General features: G+C 73.3%; 9 protein-coding genes. 2 read left to right on the top strand and 7 right to left on the bottom strand.

Annotated features, from left to right (window positions below):
• Window positions 1-374 precede the first annotated feature (374 nt).
• Together ACTWOL_RS33805 and ACTWOL_RS33800 are read left to right on the top strand one after the other, a co-directional pair.
• Window positions 375-1,067, top strand: a complete 693-nt coding sequence (locus ACTWOL_RS33805) for a thioesterase II family protein (RefSeq protein WP_474300693.1) — start codon at window positions 375-377, stop codon at window positions 1,065-1,067.
• Between the two features lie 174 nt (window positions 1,068-1,241).
• Window positions 1,242-2,594 carry a flavin monoamine oxidase family protein gene (locus ACTWOL_RS33800; RefSeq protein ID WP_474300692.1) on the top strand — a complete coding sequence of 451 codons (1,353 nt, stop codon included), beginning with the start codon at window positions 1,242-1,244 and terminating at the stop codon, window positions 2,592-2,594.
• 296 nt (window positions 2,595-2,890) lie between these two features.
• Here the strand turns inward: ACTWOL_RS33800 and ACTWOL_RS33795 are convergent, their stop codons facing one another.
• From ACTWOL_RS33795 to ACTWOL_RS33765, 7 genes are all read right to left on the bottom strand, one after another.
• A complete protein-coding gene (locus ACTWOL_RS33795; RefSeq protein WP_474300691.1) occupies window positions 2,891-4,363 on the bottom strand; it encodes an NlpC/P60 family protein in 1,473 nt (490 codons plus the stop codon).
• Between the two features lie 417 nt (window positions 4,364-4,780).
• Window positions 4,781-5,239 carry a hypothetical protein gene (locus ACTWOL_RS33790; RefSeq protein ID WP_474300690.1) on the bottom strand — a complete coding sequence of 153 codons (459 nt, stop codon included), beginning with the start codon at window positions 5,237-5,239 and terminating at the stop codon, window positions 4,781-4,783.
• Window positions 5,240-5,536: 297 nt separating this feature from the next.
• Window positions 5,537-8,551 carry a condensation domain-containing protein gene (locus tag ACTWOL_RS33785; RefSeq protein ID WP_474300689.1) on the bottom strand — a complete coding sequence of 1,005 codons (3,015 nt, stop codon included), beginning with the start codon at window positions 8,549-8,551 and terminating at the stop codon, window positions 5,537-5,539.
• The gene (locus ACTWOL_RS33780) at window positions 8,541-10,421 is read right to left on the bottom strand and encodes an amino acid adenylation domain-containing protein (RefSeq protein ID WP_474300688.1); all 1,881 of its coding nucleotides are present in this window, start codon (window positions 10,419-10,421) and stop codon (window positions 8,541-8,543) included. The genes ACTWOL_RS33785 and ACTWOL_RS33780 overlap by 11 nt, the downstream gene beginning before the upstream one ends.
• On the bottom strand, window positions 10,422-12,335 hold the full coding sequence (locus ACTWOL_RS33775; protein WP_474300687.1) for a non-ribosomal peptide synthetase: 1,914 nt from the start codon (window positions 12,333-12,335) through the stop codon (window positions 10,422-10,424).
• Entirely contained in the window at window positions 12,335-15,514 is a 3,180-nt protein-coding gene (locus ACTWOL_RS33770) for a non-ribosomal peptide synthetase (protein ID WP_474300686.1), read from the bottom strand. Before ACTWOL_RS33770 ends, ACTWOL_RS33775 begins: the two co-directional genes overlap by 1 nt.
• Before the next feature lie 168 nt (window positions 15,515-15,682).
• The gene (locus ACTWOL_RS33765; protein ID WP_474300685.1) at window positions 15,683-16,978 is read right to left on the bottom strand and encodes a hypothetical protein; all 1,296 of its coding nucleotides are present in this window, start codon (window positions 16,976-16,978) and stop codon (window positions 15,683-15,685) included.
• Between the last annotated feature and the right edge of the window lie 8 nt (window positions 16,979-16,986).

Here is a 16,986-nt window from a genome sequence, read left to right as displayed (position 1 = left end):
AATCGGGCCGCTCATACGCCCGTCTGGTGGTGGTTCGGTGCGGTGGGGCCCGGCCGATGAGGGTGCGGGCTTCCCGGGGCCGATCACTCCCGGTCACCACACGGCGCTCGGTCGGGCACCGTGCCGTACGCACTCCGGCTGGCGCGGCATCGACTGCTTCGCAGGGTGACCTGCGACGGGGCGCGGCCGTACGAGGCGACGGTCACCGGCGACGCCCCAGGGGTACGGCATCGCGCCGCGGGCGGTATCGGATCTTGGTATGAAAAGCTCGGTCCGGCAGACGATCCGTAGGGGAGCTCATGAAGACGCCACAACGGAACCGGAATGACTGGATCCGGGTTTTCCATCCGGCGCCGGGGGCGGAACGCCAGCTCGTGTGCTTTCCGCACGCGGGCGGCTCGGCAAGCTACTACTACTCGCTGTCGGCGGCTCTGAGCCCCGGGATCGAGGTGCTGGTGGTGCAGTATCCGGCACGGGAGACCAGGCTGGCCGACGAGCCGGTCACCTCCATGGACACCCTGGCGGACGCGGTACACGAAGCGCTGCGGCCGCTCCTCGGGCCGCGACCGTACTTCTTCGGGCACAGCATGGGCGCGATCGCCGCCTTCGAGACGGCACTGCGCATGGAGCGGGACACCGGCCGCGGGCCTCGGCGGCTGATCGCCTCCGCGAGCGTGGCGCCTTCGCGGCGCGTGGACTCGGGGTACCGCTTCCTGGACGACGACAGCGTGCTCGCCGCCATCATGGACCTCGGGGGCACGGACCAGAGGCTGTGCGAGGACGAGGAGCTGGCTCAGCTGATCATGCCGGCCATCCGCGCCGACCTGCAGGTGATCGAGACCTACCGGGCCGGAGCCGGGGCCCGGCTCGACTGCCCCGTCTCGGTCTTCCTCCCCGACAGCGACACCGGCGTGTCCCGCGACGGCGCCGAGGCCTGGGCCCAGCACACCACCGCGGGGGCGGCGGTACACGTGTTCCAGGGCGGCCACTTCTACTTCACCACCGAGCCCGACGCGTTCACCGGACGGCTGAGGGACCTCGTGGAGGATGCCGGCATGCCCGGCTGACGCACGAGGGAACCCGGCCCGACTCGATGGAGCGGTCCGGGAAACGGCCGGCCTGGCCATCCCCCTGTCACCCGAACGGATGCCGAACGCACGCGGACGCCTCACTCGCCGGGCGGGCAGGTGTCCGGCGGGTCAGGCTCGCCGTGGAGGTGCGCCATGCAAAAGGCGGAACGGGTGAATACCGACGTGTGCGTCGTCGGAGCGGGCTTCGCGGGACTGGCAGCCGCGCTGCACCTGGCGCGGGAACACCACGACGTGGTGGTGCTCGAGGCCCGGGACCGGGTGGGCGGGCGCGTGTGGAACCGGGAGTCGTCCGACGGCACCGTGCTGTCCGCGGGCGGCACCTGGCTGGGCAAGGGCCAAAAGCGCATGTTCGAACTCGCCGAGGAGTTCGGGATGCGGGCCTATCCGCAGTACGAGGCAGGCGATCAGCTCGTGTGCCTGGACGGTGTCAACCACCGCTTCCGCGGAGGCATCCCCCACGCGGGACCCGCGGCGCTCGCCTCGCTGGGCGTGGCCCTGCTGCGTCTGAACATGATGGCGCGGCGCCTTCCGGTGGACGCCCCCTGGCAGGCGAGGAACGCCCGTGCCCTGGACACGCGCACGCTCGGGCAGTGGCTGTCCGATCCGGTCAACGTCCCCTCGAGCACGGCGTACACCCTCCTCAAGTCGGCGATGAGCCTGATGTTCTGTGTCGACCCGGCCGAGGTCTCCCTGCTGGGCGCGCTCGTCCTCGCACGTGGCGGCGGCCGTGCCGGATTCGGCTACTACACGGACGCGGGCACGACCGAAACGCACCTCCTGGAGGGCGGCTCCCCCGAGTTGGCCCGGCGGATGGCCGAGCGGCTTGGTGACGCGGTACGTCTGTCGAGCCCCGTACGGCAGATCACCCACAACAGCGCCGATGTGCGGGTCCGTACCGACGCGCTCGACGTGCGGGCGCGCCGGGTGATCGTGGCGACCCCGCCTGCGCTGGCCGGCCGCATCGTCTTCGACCCCGCGCTGCCGGCCGCTCACAGCAATCTGCTGCGACGTATGGTCCCCGGGTCGATCATCCGCGTCCACACGGTGTATCCCGAGCCCTTCTGGCGCTCGCAGCGGCTGTCCGGCCAGTCGCACGCGCCCCGCTCTGCCGTACCGGTCACCATCGACCAGACACCCCCGTCGGGGCGGCCCGGTGTGCTCAGCAGCTACGCCTTCGGCCCCGGGGCCGTACGGATCGGCGCTCTGCACCCCAAGGAGAGGAAGGACATCTGGCTGAACGCGCTCGCCGAGCGTTTCGGTCCCGGCGCCCTGCACCCCACGGGGTATCTGGAGACCGACTGGTCCGCCGAGCCGTGGTCGCTCGGCGGGATGATCGGGCACTTCCCGCCCGGCGCGCTGACGAGCTACGGAAGCGCGCTGCGCGAGCCGGTGGGCAGGATCCACTGGGCGAGCTCGGAGACGGCGACCCTGATGCACGGGCTGATGGAGGGTGCCGTGCGCTCGGGCGAACGCGCCGCCTCCGAAGTCCTGGCCGGGTTCTGACACTTAGGGGGCTTCTGACGGATCTCCGCGGCGTCGCGACGCCCGGCACTCACTCTCGCCGCACCGGCCGAAAGCCCAAGTACGTCCAGTACGAGGGCTCCCAGCCGGCCCTCCGAGAGCACGCACCGGACGCCGCTCCTTCCTCCACGGAGATCCATCAGAAACCCCCAGGGTCTTTCGTTTGGCAGGCCGGGCACATGCCGACGACCCCCGTGACCGGATGCGGTCACGGGGATCGTCGGCGGAATCGTCGCTCGACCGGATCGGCCGGCACTCCCCGCCGGCTCACCGCGGGCTCAGATGGCTCCCGGCGCACCGCCGCCGCAGCGGGGGACGCCGGACAGCCAGGCGTCGCCCTTCATGTAGATGTTGGTGATCCAGCCCTGGTACTGCGGCAGATAGGACCAGGCGTCGTTGGTGTAGCCCTCGGAGGTCACGGTCTGCGCGCGCTTCTGGCAGGAGACCGCCACCGGGGTCGGTCCGGACAGCCTGGCCACGACGGCCGAGTCCGTGGACGGGTAGCTGTGGATCGCCACGCCGGTGCCCCAGGTGCTGTGGCCACTGGCGCCGACCGGAGTGGAGGTGCCCTTGCCGTCGCAGGCCGGCACACCGGCGAGCCAGGCGTCACCCTTCATATAGATGTTGGTGATCCAGCCGCCGTACTGCGGCAGATAGGACCAGGCGTCGTTGGTGTAGCCCTCGGAGGTCACGGTCTGGGCGTGCGTCTGGCAGCTGACGGCGACCTGGGTCGGCCCCGACAGCCGCGCGACGGTGGTGCCGGTGGTCGTGGACGGCTCCGAGCGGATCGCCACGCCGGTGCCCCAGGTGCCGTACGCCCCGCCCTGGGTGACGTCACCGCCGCCGCCCGCCCCGATGTCCGGGTCGTAGGCGGATCCGGTGCAGGTGGGCACATCGGGCAGCCAGGCGGGACCCCTGAGGTAGATGTTGCTGATCCAGCCCCCTCGGTTGGACAGATACGTCCAGGCGTCGTTGGTGTAGCCCTCGGCGGTCACCCGGTCCGCGTGCTGCTGGCACTTCGCGTACACCAGGTCGGATCCGGACAGTCGGGTCACGACCGCAGCCGAACGGTTCGGGTGCTGACGCACCGCCACCGACGTGCCCCAGGTCGCCTGGAGCGTGCCGTCGTAGCCCGGAGGTTCGGTGAACGGGCTGCCCTGGGGCAGACGGACCGCCCCGACCAGACGGTTGTTGCTGATGCGGGACCCGATGTCGATGACGCGGATCGGGAGCTGCGACTGATACGCCTCCACGACATAGCCGCTGCCGAGGTAGAGCATCACATGGCTGATGTCCTGGACGGCGCCGCCGACTGCCGTGAAGACCAGGTCGCCGGGCTCCAGGTCGTCGACAGCCGGCTTGCCCCCCGACCGGCCGTGGATCTGCTGGTAGCGCCCGGGCCCGGCGTTCTCGTACATCGACAGGGCCGTGCCGTCGCCGAGGAGGTCGCGGCCGAGTGCCCGGTACCAGGCCCAGCGGACGAAGCCGGAGCAGTCGAAGCCTCGCGTCTTCGGATCGTTCCAGGTCTCGTCGAGGTGCCGGAAGTCGAGCGTGCCGTAGGTCTGGCCGGGCACCGGGCCGTGGCCACCGCCCCAGGTGTACACCGTGCGGTTGCGCCACTCGGCGCAGGCGGCGTCGGCGGCGCGCTGGGCCTCCGGCGAACCGATGCCCTGGAGGCTGCACCAGTTCTGCTCCCCGGTCCCGGCGGCGTCGGCGGACGCCGGGACCAGGACGACGAGGAGGGCGGTCACCAGCGCGGTGACCAGTCCTCTCGCCAGACGCCCTGCTCTCGTCCCCAGGCGTCTTGCTCTCGCCCCCACGCGTCTCGCCCGCATTCCGGGATGCCTTGCCGGCGTCCCCGGGCGTCTTTCTCTCATGCGGATTCCCCCCTAGCGGCAGATGGCGCCGCGTCACGGACGGTGTTCGCACCGCCCTTTGTCGTTCCGTCGGTCTTCCTGCCCGGCGTCCGGGGCACACCCGGACGCTCCCGCACCGGGTCTGCTCCCCCTCCCTCGTACAGGGAGCAGACCCCGGCGCCGGGCATCACTGTGCCGTGACTTGCGACTCCCAACCAGGTTCTGCCTGTTGCCTCTTGGCACCGTGGTGGGGAAACCCCCGCTGTCGACGGTGTTTTCCCGGTCTTCCGGGCCGCCCGCGGGGCCGGACGGCTACCACCAGTCGGTGCAGTGGATGCCGGAGCGGGTGGATCCGCAAGCGCGGAACTTCACGTTGGCGCTGCCGCTGGTGCGCTGGGCCGCGCTGGTCTTGTTCTCACCGTTGCGGGAGGTGAAGGGCCCGCACTGGAGCCAGTGCGCTCCACCGTCCGAGCTGACGTCCATCCAGACCTGGTTTCCGGCCTTGACGTCGCCGGCGATGCGGGCCCAACCGCGCTGGACCCCGCGGATGTTGCCGTACTGAAGGCTGATGTTGATGCCCTCGCCCCACAGGGTGACCTGGCGGGCGGCGGTGTCGTACGCCTCGTCCGAGATGTCGATGAAGCCGTTGCGGCCGCCCTCGCAGTCCGACGCGGCGGCCGATGCCGTTCCGGCCGGCCCGAGGAAGGTGAGGCCACCGGCGATCAGCAGGGCGGCCGCCGCTGCCGCGTGGGCACGTCTGAGGATGGTCATGGGTGTCGTTCCTCCGTAAGGGGTACCGGCCCGCTCCCCGTCAGCCGTGCTCCACGGCTGAGGGGAACCAGCGGACCGCTGGTGTGCGCCGGGCGATGGCGACAAGCCACCGTCGCCCGGCCCGACCCACCGTGGCGCCTCGGACAAGCCTGTGACCAGGGGTTTCCCGAGGTTTCCCGTAGCCCTGAGACAGAGGAAACGACGGCGCGGCGCACGGTGGCCCGCAGGGCCGCCGCGCACCGCGCCGTATCGTGCCGAGCGCTGCGCCTCATCTGCCGGGGAGAGGCGCTCGGGGAGTCAGGAGGCCTTCTCCGCCCCGCCGCCGATCATCGCGGCGAGCACCGATCGGCGGTCCTCGCCCGGCTGTGCCCGAAGCGCGGCGGCCAGCCGGTGGCTGTCGTAGTGCCAGCGGTGGTCGAGGTCCTGGTGGACCCGGCCGGTCTCCTGGACGACGCTCTCGCTGCCCAGCAGGGCGGTCAGATCGGTGGCGAGCTCCTGCCAGGACACATGGCCGCTGACGGCGTTGGCGACGCCGTGCACCGGTGTGTCCAGACAGCTCGTCACCGCCCGGGCCAGGGCCGCTGCGTGCACCCATGCCGCCCCGTACCAGGGGTGTCCCCCAGTGCCCGGGCGCGGCAGTTCGATCGGCCGTCCCTCGCGGGCGGCCTGGTAGAGCAGTCCGGTGGCTCCCCAGCGCAGCTGGTCGCGCAGCCGGTCGTGCGCCCCCCACACGATCGGCGACCGTACGGCGCTCGCCCCGCCCCGGCCTTCGGTTCCTGCCGCTCGCAGCAGCAGTGCCTCGCAGTCGAGCTTGCCGCGCCCGTAGGGGCTGAGCGGTTCCCGGGAGGCCGATTCCTCGGCGACCCGGTCGCCGTCGGGGTGCCCGTAGGCGTCGACGCTGCTGACGAAGACGAACGGCCCGCGCCGCCAGCCCTCGATCATGGCTTCCATCGCCGCGAGGTCCACATCGGGCCGGGTGAACGTACAGGCGGCGTGGATGACGGCGTCCGCGGCGGCCACCGCCTCGCGCAGCACCGCCGGGTCGGCGAGGTCGCCCTCGATGACGTCCACGCCGTCCCCGGCGACGAGATGGGCGGACTCGGGGCGGGCCAGGGCGAGCACCGGGCGTCCCTGAGCGACCAGTTCGCGGAGGACGAACGCGCCGACCCCGCCGGTTCCCCCGGTGACGAGGACGGTGCCCGGGCGGACGGTCCGCGGCCGGGCGGGGACGGGAGCGGACCTGGCCGCGGCCCGCTCCTGCTCGCGGGCGTCCAGCAGCGCGGTGAGCGCCCGCGGCGTACGCGCCTGGAGGATGTCCAGCCCGGTCAGCGGCAGTTGCAGCGCTGATCGCAGCCTTTCGGCGAGCTGGACGGCCACCAGCGAGTGGCCCCCCAGGGCGAAGAAGTCGTCATCCGGTGACGGTGTCCGGCCCAGCAGGGCGGCGAAGCCCTCGGTGACGGCTTCCGCCCGCGGGCCGGCCGGTGCGGAGGGTGCCGGCATCGCGGGCAGACGGCCCTCGTCGATGCCGCCGTCGGCCGTGCGCGGCAGGGCGTCCAGCAGGGTGACGGCCGCGGGCACCACATGGGGAGCCAGGACCGTCCGCAGGTGCGAGCGCAGCTCGTACGGTGTCGGGCCCACGCCGTCACGCAGTACGGCGTACGCGAGCACGGGTCCGCCGGCTGGTTCGGCCACGGTGGCGTCGACGACCCGGGGGTGGGCCCGCAGTGCCGCCTCGGCCGGGTGCGGTCCGCCCTGTGAGGACAGGGTGCCGTCGTGGTCCGGGTCGGCGCTCCGCCCGTCCTCGCCGCGGTGACCCTCCGGGCCGGTCCGACCGCTCTGCTCGTTCCGGTCGCTACCGCCGTCACCGTCCACGGTTGTGACGCACGGCAGTTGTGAAAGCCTCAGCCGTGGATCGGCCGCCACCGCCTCGAGCAGGGCCGCGAACCCCGCTCCGAGTGCGGCCACGGCGCCGTCGTCCAGCGCGGTCCTGGCGTACTGCACAACGGCGGCCGGCTTCTGTGTGTCCAGGCCGAAGGAGAGGTCGAACTTGGCTTCCCCGACGCCGACTTCGACGTACTCCCCCGCTGTGCCGGGCAGTTGGAGCGTCGCCGGTTCGCCGAGGACATCGGCGGTCACCCGGACCAGTGCGGTGCCGTCGGTGCCGCGCGCGGCGGCACCGAGGCGCTCCAGGACGAGGTCGAAGGGCACATGCCGGTACTGCTGGGCATCCAGTAGCGCGCCCCGCACCCGTTCGACGAGCACGGTGAACGCCGGGTCTCCGGACAGGTCCGCCCGCACCGGAAGGGTGTTGACGCAGAGGCCGACCAGGTCGCGCATGGCCGCGCCCCGGCGGTGGGTGCTCGCGACCCCGATGACCAGATCGTCGTCTCCGGTGAGATGGTGCAGCGCGGCGAACGAGGCCGCGAGCGCCACCGTGAACACGGTGGCGCGGTGCTCACCGCCCAGGTCGCGCAGCGCCCCGGGCACCCGGTCGGTGAGCGGGACGGTGTGGGTGCCGGCGGGCCGGAAGCCCGCGACCCCCGGGGCACTGGTGGGACGCGGGAGCCGCGGGGCCCCGGCTCCCGCCAGGCGTCCGGCCCAGTGGCGCAGGTCCTCGTCGGAGCGGCCGGCCGCCGTGTGCTCGCTTCGTGCGAAGTCGGCGTACTGCGGCGGCGCGGGGGGCAACGCCGGTTCGGTCTTGTGGACGGCAGCGGTGTAGAGCGCGGTCAGTTCGCGGGCGACGGTGTCCAGCGAGCCCCCGTCGATGGCGATGTGATGGAACGTCAGCAGCACCGTGTGGTCCTGCTCGCCGTGGCGCAGGACCAGGGCGCGCAGCACCTCTCCCGCGGACAGGTCGAAGGGGCGGCGTGCCTCGTCGGCGAGCAGGGCGGCGGCGCTCTCCGCGTCGGTGTCCACGACGGGCACGGTGACCGCCGCGGGCGCGTCCAGGGTCTCCTGGCAGGGCTCGCCGTCCCGCTGTCCGTAGCGCGTGCGCAGGATCTCGTGCCGGCTCACGAGCGTGGTCAGTGCGGTGGTGAGCGCGGCCAGGTCGAGCGGGCCCCGCAGCCGGGTCGCGAAGGGCACGCTGTAGGAGGCGCCCGCATGGCCGAGCCGGTCCATGAGCCACATACGGCGCTGGGCGTGCGAGAGCGGTGCGGGACCGTGCTCCGCTGCCCCGGTGACGGCTGTGGACGGGCCTGAGACGGCCACCGGCGGCGCTGGTGCTGGTGCGCCGGGCGCGGAGACACGGCCGCGTGCCCGTCGCAGCAGTTCTTCCTGGCGGGCCCGGTGCGCTGAGGTGTCAGTGGCCATCGGTGTGCTCCAGGGTGTCGGGGCGCAGATCGTCGTGCACGGTGAGGAGAGCGCGCTCGACCAACGCGGCCTGTCCTGCGACCGTGGGGGCGCCGAAGAAGTCGGCGAGCGCCAGTTCCACACCGAGGTCCTCGCGGAGGTCGTCGGTGACGACGAGCGCGAGCAGCGAGTGGCCGCCGAGAGCGATGAAGTCGGCGTCGGGCCGGGTGACCTCGGTGCCCAGCGCCCTGCTCCAGACGTCGGCGACCGCCTGTTCCAGCGGGGTCATCGGCGCCGCGGGCGCGTCGGCCGCGCCCGTTCCGACGAGGGCGGTGAGTGCACGCCGGTCGACCTTGCCGGCGGTGGTGAGCGGCAGTCGTTCGACCACGGTCACGGAGTCCGGGACCAGATGGGCGGGCAGCACGGCGGAGAGCCGCTCGCGCAGGGAGTCCGCCCGGGGCACCGGACCGGGTGCGGCGACGACGAAGGCGACGAGCCGGGCGTCGTCGTCGGTGGGCCGGTGCACGGTGACCGCCGCGTCGTCGACGTCGTGCTGTTCGCGCAGCGCGTGTTCGACCTCGCCCGGTTCGATGCGGAAGCCGCGTACCTTGACCTGGTCGTCGGTGCGGCCGTGGTAGTCGAGTACGCCGCCGGGCCGCTGGGACACCACGTCACCCGTGCGGTAGAGCCGTCCGAGTCCGGGGTGCTGAACGAACCGCTCTGCCGTGAGCTCCGGCTGCCCGACGTAGCCGTGGGCCAGCCGGCTGCCGCCGACCCACAGTTCACCGCGCTGTCCTTCGTCGACCGGCCGGCCCTCCTCGTCCAGGACGTGTGCGGTCGCGCCGGCGATGGGCAGGCCGATGGGTACCGGCCCGTCGCAGTCGGCGTCGGTGACGCGGTGGGCCGTGGCGAAGGTGGTCGTCTCGGTCGGGCCGTAGCCGTTGACGAGTTCGAGCCAGGGGAAGGCGCGCACGACGGTGCGGGCGTGCTGGGCCGCGAGGGCCTCACCGCCGACGACGACGCCGCGCAGGAGCGAGAACAGCCGGGACCGGCGGGCGGCGAGCTGATGGAAGAGCGCGGTGGTGAGGAAGGCGACGGTGACGCCGTGCCGTTCCACATGCCGGGTGAGGTCCTCGAACGAGGGCCGTTCGACGGTGCACACGACCACGGCGGCACCGGCCGCGAGCGCTCCCCACACTTCGAACGTCGAGGCGTCGAACGTCGTGGGCGAGTGGAACAGCACGCGGTCGCGCGAGGTGAGGGTCACATAGCCGGTGGGTGTGACCAGCTCCATCACGGCGCCGTGCGGGACGGCCACGCCCTTGGGCCGGCCGGTGGAGCCCGAGGTGAACAGGATGAACGCCGTCGGATCCGGCTCGGCCTCGGACCCGGCCGGTGCGTCACCGGTGAGCAGCGGCTCGTCGGGCAGCGGCAGGGCGGGTCCGGCCGGGGCAGCGGACTCCAGCAGCTTGCGGTCGCCGATCGTCAGTGTCACCTGGGCGTCGGCGCTCATGGCCTCGGTGCGCGGGCGGGGGTGTGCCGGGTCCAGCGGTACGCAGACGGCGCCCGCCCACCACAGCGCCAGCTGGGCCACGACGGTGCGTGCCGAGCGGGGCATCAGCAGGGCCACCCGGTCGCCGCGGGCCACACCGTTGTCGCGCAGATGGGCGGCGAGGGCGCGGGCGGAGTGGTCGAGCTGGGCGTAGGTGAGGGTGGTGTCGCCGTCGGCGACAGCCAGTGCGTCCGGGGTGGCCGCGGCGTGCCGGGCCACCAGGGCGGGCAGTCCCCCGCCGGGCACGGACGGGGTCCCGGCCTCGGTGGTCCGGGCGTCGGAGGTGGGCACGGGGCCGTCCTTACGGGTGGCGTGGGTGTGCGGGTCGGTGAGGGTCATTCAGGCTCCCGGCCGCGGTGCGCCGGTGCGGACCCAGTCGATGAGGGCGGCCATGGCCCGCAGGTCGGGCTGGCGGAGCAGATGGGGTGCGCGCAGGCGTACGCCGGTCTCCTCCTCGATGGCCGTCAGCAGCCGGGCTGCCTGGACGGAGGTGCCGCCGGAGTCGGTGAAGTTGTCGGTGAGTGCGATACCGGGGCGGCCCAGGAGGTCGCGTACGGCACGCAGCACGAGCAGCTCGTCGGGCGTGGCACCGGCGGGCAGGTCGCCGTGGGCGGCGGGGGCCGCGGGTTCGGCGGTGGCCAGGCGGCTCAGCTCGGCCCGGTCGACCTTTCCGTTGGCGTCGAGGGGGTAGCCGTCGACGATCCGGACGTCGGAGGGCACGGCCTGCTCGGGCAGCCAGGCCCGTACCGCCGCCAGCAGCGCCGCAGTGTCGCAGACGACCCCGGCCGCCGGACGTACATGGGCCACCAGACGGGTCGCGCCGTCGGGGGTGCGGAGCGCGGTGACGACCGCGCTGTGTACCGCGGGGTCCTGCTCGAACGCGGCTTCCACTTCGGCCGGTTCGACGCGAACGCCGCTGATCTTGACCTGGTCGTCGAGCCGGCCGAGGAACTCCAGCAGGCCGTCGGGCCTCATCCGCACCCGGTCGCCGGTGCGGTAGAGCCGGTCGGCACCCGGCAGTTCCACGTCGGCGGGCGGGGCGCTGAAGCGGCGGGCGGTGAGCTCCGGGTCCAGATAGCCGAGTGCCAGGCAGGTGCCGCCGATGCGGAGTTCGCCGTCCTCGCCGCGAGGGACGACACGGCCCTCGGTGTCGGTGACGACGACCGTCACGCCCGGTATGGGAGCGCCGATGGGCGGCGGGGTCTGTGCGTCCGCCGTCGGGTCCGTGCCCGGCATCGCGAAGGTGGTGGTGACGACGGTGGCCTCGGCCGGGCCGTAGGCGTTGTGGACGGTGGCGGTGACGTCACCGCCGGGCCGGCGCCTCATCCGGTCCCCGCCCACGATGAGATGGCGCAGGGGCAGGTCCTGCGGCCAGGGACGGTCCATCAGCGGTTCGATCATCGGGGTGGCACCGACGGACACGGTGACCCCGGCGTCGCGCCACCAGTCGGTGAGCACGGCGCTGTCCCAGCGGACGTCGTCGGGGGCGGGTACGAGCGCGGCGCCGGAGGTGAGCCCTGCCCACAGCTCCATCAGATGGGGGTCGAAGGCGACGCCGATGAGGAGGGACTGCCGGTCGCCGGGGGCGAGCCCGGTTTCGTGGCGGTACCAGTCGAGCAGCGTGCCGAGTGCGCCTTCGGCGACGGCGACGGCCTTGGGGCGCCCGGTGGAGCCGGAGGTCAGCACGGCGTAGAACGCCTCGCCGGGAGCCTGGCGTGCGCCGGGGCCCGGGGCGGCGAAGGCGGCCACCGCCGTGCCGCCGGTGTTGGCGCCCTCGGCGGGCAGCGCGAGGGCGACGTGCTCGGCGCTGCGGTGCCGGTCCGGCAGGATCTGCGGGTCGCCGATCAGGCAGACGACGCCCAGGTCTTCCGTGACGGCGTCGGTGCGCCGCTGTCCGGGGCGGGGGCCGAGCGGCAGATAGACGGCGCCCATGCGGGCGAGGGCGATCGCGGTCACCACGAGTGCGGCCGAGCGGTCGAGGCAGACGCCCACCAGATCTCCGGGACGTACGCGGTCGCCGAGCGCGGCGACGACCCGCGCGGCGGCGGTATCGAGGTCCCGGTAGGTCCAGCTGTGGCCGCCGTCGATCACCGCGGGGGCGTCGGGGGTGCGGCGGACCCACTCCTCGAAGAGGGAGAGCACTCCGGAGGCGGCGGGGGCGGCGCCCCGGGCGACGCTGAGCGCGGTGTCCGCGTCGGTCCGGGGGCTTTCGGCGGTCGTCCGGTCGGCCGGGGAGTTCAGGGTCTGGGTCATCACGACTCCGTCGAGGTGGTGGCGGTGGCCGCGAGGGCTCCGGCCTGGTCGGCGAGTACCGGGTTCTGGAAGAGCAGCCGCAGCGGCGGGCGCTGACCGAGCCGCGGTTCGAGCCAGGCGGCGAGCTGGGCCGCGAGCAGGGAGTGGCCGCCGGTCCTGAAGAAGTGCGAGGTCTCGTCGAAGCGGTTGTGGCCGAGCACTTCGCGCCAGCCTTCGCTGAGCAGGGCGGTCATCGGATCGGCGGGGACGGACTGCGTGTCGTTCGCCGTGCCGTCGTACGCTGCGTTTTCGGCGGGCTCGGTGGGCTCGGCGGGCTCGAGCGCGGCGGCCCTGCGGGCGAGCGCCACCCGGTCGGGCTTGCCCCCGGCCAGGGTGGGCATGCTGTCCAGCCGTGCCCAGCGTGCCGGTACGAGGGCGCCGGGCAGCCGTCGGCTCAGCTCGGTGTGCAGTGCCTGTTCGTCCCACGCCCCCTGGGCGTCCGCGCCCGCCGGGGCCTCCTGGAAGCCTACGAGCCGGGGGCCGCCGGGTGCTTCCCGGTCCAGGACGACCGCGCAGGAGCGTCCGCCGAGCGCCGAGGACGCCGCGGCCTCGACTTCTTCCAGCTCGATGCGGTGGCCGCGCAGTTTGATCTGGTTGTCGCGGCGGCCCAGGAAGTACAGCAGTCCGTCGAGGCCGCGGTAGCCGAGGTCACCGGTGAGGTAGACCCGCTCGCCGCCGAGTGCGTCGACGGTCACGAAGCGGGCGGCCGTGGCGTCGGGGTTGCCGGCGTAGCCTTCGGCGAGGCCCGGTCCCGCGATGGCGAGTTCGCCGACCGCGCCGGACGGCAGCGGGCGGTGCCCGGAGTCCAGGATGTGCACCCGCTCACCGGGCAGTTCGGTGCCGAGCGGGATCTCGGCCCCGTCGGCGAGCGCGTCGCGGCTGATCTCGTGGACGGTCGAGCTGATGGCGGCCTCGGTGACGCCGTACACATTGAGCACGGTGGCGTCGGTGTCGGCCATGAAGTCCCGCAGGACGTCGGCGGGCAGCCGCTCCCCGCCGAGCACCAGCAGCCGCGGCGCCCAGGTGCCGTCCCGCAGCGCGGGCCGCATGTCCTCGCGGACGGCGAGGAAGTAGCTGGTGGGGATGTTGGCGACGGTGACGCGGGCCGCGTGGAACAGTCCGGTCAGTTCGGCGCCGGTGGGCACCTCGTGCTCGGGAACCACGAGGCAGGCCCCGGCGTACAGCGACGGCAGGACCTCCTCGAGCGCCACGTCGAAGGAGGGCTGGGCGAACAGCAGGACCCGGTCGCCGGGTGCGAGGCCGAACCGCTCGGCGGCTGCGGTCAGATGGTGCTCGAGTGCCGCGCGGCCGACCGCGACCGGCTTGGGGACGCCCGTGGAGCCCGAGGTGTGGATGATGTACGTGGCGCCCGGTACCGGGGCGCTCTCGCCCGCCGGGGGCAGCACAGGGGCGTCGACGGTGGCCGTGGGAAGGCCGTCCGGGATCGTCACCGGGCTGCCGGCCGAGGTCAGGACCAGCGCCGGGGCGAGCCGTGTCAGCAGCGTGTCGATGCGGGCCTCAGGGTCGGACGGCGAGACCGGGCAGTACACCGCTCCGGTGCGCAGACAGGCCAGCAGGGTGGTCACCGAGTCGAGCCCACGGGGCAGTACGGCGGCCACGGGCAGGCCCGCCGTCACCCCGGCGTCGCGCAGGCGCCCCGCGAGCGCCTCGACCCGGGCGTTCAGTTCGCCGTAGGTGATGCGGCGGGCACCGATGAGCAGCGCGGGCAGGGCCGGATCCTGCCAGGCCGCCGGGTCGAGCGGGTCGTGTTCCGGCCGCGCCGGCAGGGCAGCGGGGCGGCTCTCCTCGGGGTGTACGGGCGCGAGGTCGGCGAGTGCGGTGCCCGGGTCGTCGAGGTAGGCCCGCACCAGGTCCAGCAACCGTCCGGCGAGCAGCCTGGTCACATCCTCGCCGAACAGGTCGGCGTCGTAGTCCCAGACGAGGGTCATACCGGCTGCGCCGTGGCGGGTGGTGACGCCCCGCCTGTCGTCCGGCAGCAGTACGACGTCCAGGTCGAACCGGGTGGTGCCGGTGTTGAACCCCTCGAAGAGGGTGATCTCCAGTCCGGGGACGTCGATTTCGGGCAGCGGCGCGTCGTGGGCGCTGAACATCACGCTGAAAAGCGGGTTGTCGGCGCCCGAGGTGTGCATGCCGAGGGCCCGGGTGAGCTCCTGGACGGGTACGTCCTGATGCGGGAGGGCCCGGATGAGGGTGTCGGTCACCTCGTCCATGGTGTCCTCGGCCGGAGCGGTGGGGTCGAGCCGGAGCGGCAGCGGGATGGTGTTGACGAACATCCCGACCGCGTCCTCGAAGCCGCGCGGGCGGTTGCCGACGGCGGTGCCGACGACCATCTGTGTGCGGCCGCTGTGCCGGCGCAGCAGCTCGGCGAAGAGACCGAGCAGGGTGGCGAAGGGGGTCAGTCCCCGGGCGCGGGCGTGTTCGCGCAGCCGCACGGCGAGGTCGGCACCGATCGACTGGCGCAGCTGTCCGCCGTGGTGCCTGCGCCGTGCGCCGGGCCGGGTCAGTCCGGGCAGTGGCATGTCATGGGCGACGTCGCGGAGTTCACCGGTCCAGAAGTCGAGGCTCTCCGGTGCGAACGGGGTCTCGGCCTGGGCGCGGATGTGGTCGGCGTAGGAGGACGCGGGCGGCAGGGTGACCGGCTCGCCGAGCACATGGCCCCGGTACACACGGAAGACGTCGTCGAGCAGGATCGCGAAGGAGTGGCCGTCGTGGATGAGGTGGTGCTCGACGTGGATGAGACGGTGGTGGTCCTCCGCGAGCCGGACCAGGGTCCAGCGCAGTAACGGCGCCTGGAAGGTGTCGAGCGGTGTCTCGGCCTCAGTGCGCAGTAACCGTGCGAACTCCGCCTCGGGGTCCTCTTCGCCGCTCAGGTCGACCGTGTGCAGCCGGGGCGCGCAGGGACCGGCGACCCGCTGTGCGGGCATCGCCCCTTCGACGGCGACGAGTTCGAGTCGCAGACCGGGGTGCCGGTCGAGCGTGGCGGTGAGTCCATGGCGCAGGGCATCCGTGTCGAGGGTGCCGTACAGGTCGAGCGCGCCGGTGAAGTTGTAGGCGCGGCTGCCCGGTTGCACTTGCTCGTGCAGCCAGACGATCTCCTGCGAGGAGGAGAGGGGGAGCATGGGCGATCCCTGGGGTTGTCGGGTCGGTTGTGTCGATGCCGGGCAGCGTCGTGTCCGGCTGTGGTGCGCGGGCCGTCCGCGGATCGCGCGGCAGGGCCCGGCTGTCGGTGATGCGTGGGGTCGTCGCGGTGTACGGGCCGTCGGGCGCGGTACACCTGCGCGAACGGCTCAGCCGGGTGTGCCGGCCGGTTCCCCGACCGCGTCGGCCAGTGCGGTGAAGGCGCGTTCGGCGGTTTCGTCGTCGAGGACGGCGCGGTCCCACACCATGCGCAGGCGCAGCTCGGTCCCCTGGGTGACGGAGACGGCGAAAGGGCCGCGTACGGCTCTGCCGTCGATGTGGATCTCGCGGCCCGTGACACCGCCGAGGCGCAGCAGCGGGCGCCGTTCCGCGTCGTCCACGGTGAGCAGGCCGTCGAGGCGGCCGGTCCAGCCGGATCCCGCGGCCCGGGCGGCGTGCACGACGGCGTCGAAGGGGGTGTCGGCCCGGTCCAGGTCGTCCCACCACGCGAGCGCTGTCGGGTCCGCGGTGGAGGTCTCGACGGTCTCGGCCGGGAAGACCACGGTGTTGAGGAAGCAGCCGAGCACCGGCGCGGCGCCGGGCGGGCGACCGCCCCATGGATAGCCGAGCGGTATGACGTGCCCGGGCCCGTAGAGGGTTCGCGCGGCGGCCCGGCAGGCGTCCAGCAGATCGGGGAAGGGCACTGAGGGGGCGGCGGATGACAGCCGCAGTTCGGCCGAGCCGCTCGGCAGTGTCCCGGGGGCCGGGCGGTCCGGCCGCGGCAGGGGCGCCAGTTCGCGTGTGGTGCGCAGCCGTTCGCCCCAGTAGGCCATCGCGTCGGGCGAGGAGGCGCGGTCCTCGGCCTCCAGTTGGAGGAGTACGGCTTCCCGGTAGGCGGCCAGTTCGGCGGCGGTTTCACCCGGGCTCGGACGTTCGGCAGCTGCGTTCCCGGCGTAGGCGGCTTCGAGATCCCCGACGAGACGCTCCAGTGACCGGCCGTCGCAGGCGGCGTGGTCCAGGACGACGGCGAGGACCTCCTCGCCGTCGACGGCGTCGTCCTGCGCCAGGAACATCCGTAACGGCGAGCCCTGCGGGTTCCAGTCGGCGAGCGTCCGGCGTAACGCGGACACGGTGCCCTCACCGGGAGCCAAAGGCACCCGGACCAGGGGGACGCCGGGCTGCCGTGGGAGCAGCACGGGCGTGCCGCGCACGACGGCCGGCTCGGCCCGCAGCACGGGGTGCAGGGCGGCGAGGCGGTCGGCGGCGGCCTTGAGACGTAACGGGTCCAAGGTGCCGCGCGGGAAGGCGAAGAACATCGGTACCAGGTCGGGCCGGCCGGCGGAGTCCAGGGAGCGCACCAGGACGAAGCGGCGCTGGGCCCCCGTGACGGGAAGCGGGGCGTCGGCGCCTTCGCCGGCTCCGAGTCGCCGGTAGCGGGCCAGGTACTGGCTCGTGATGCTGGGCACATGGACCT

Source organism: Micromonospora sp. IBHARD003, from assembly GCF_056106285.1.
This window is presented reverse-complemented; position numbering and strand designations above follow the sequence as displayed.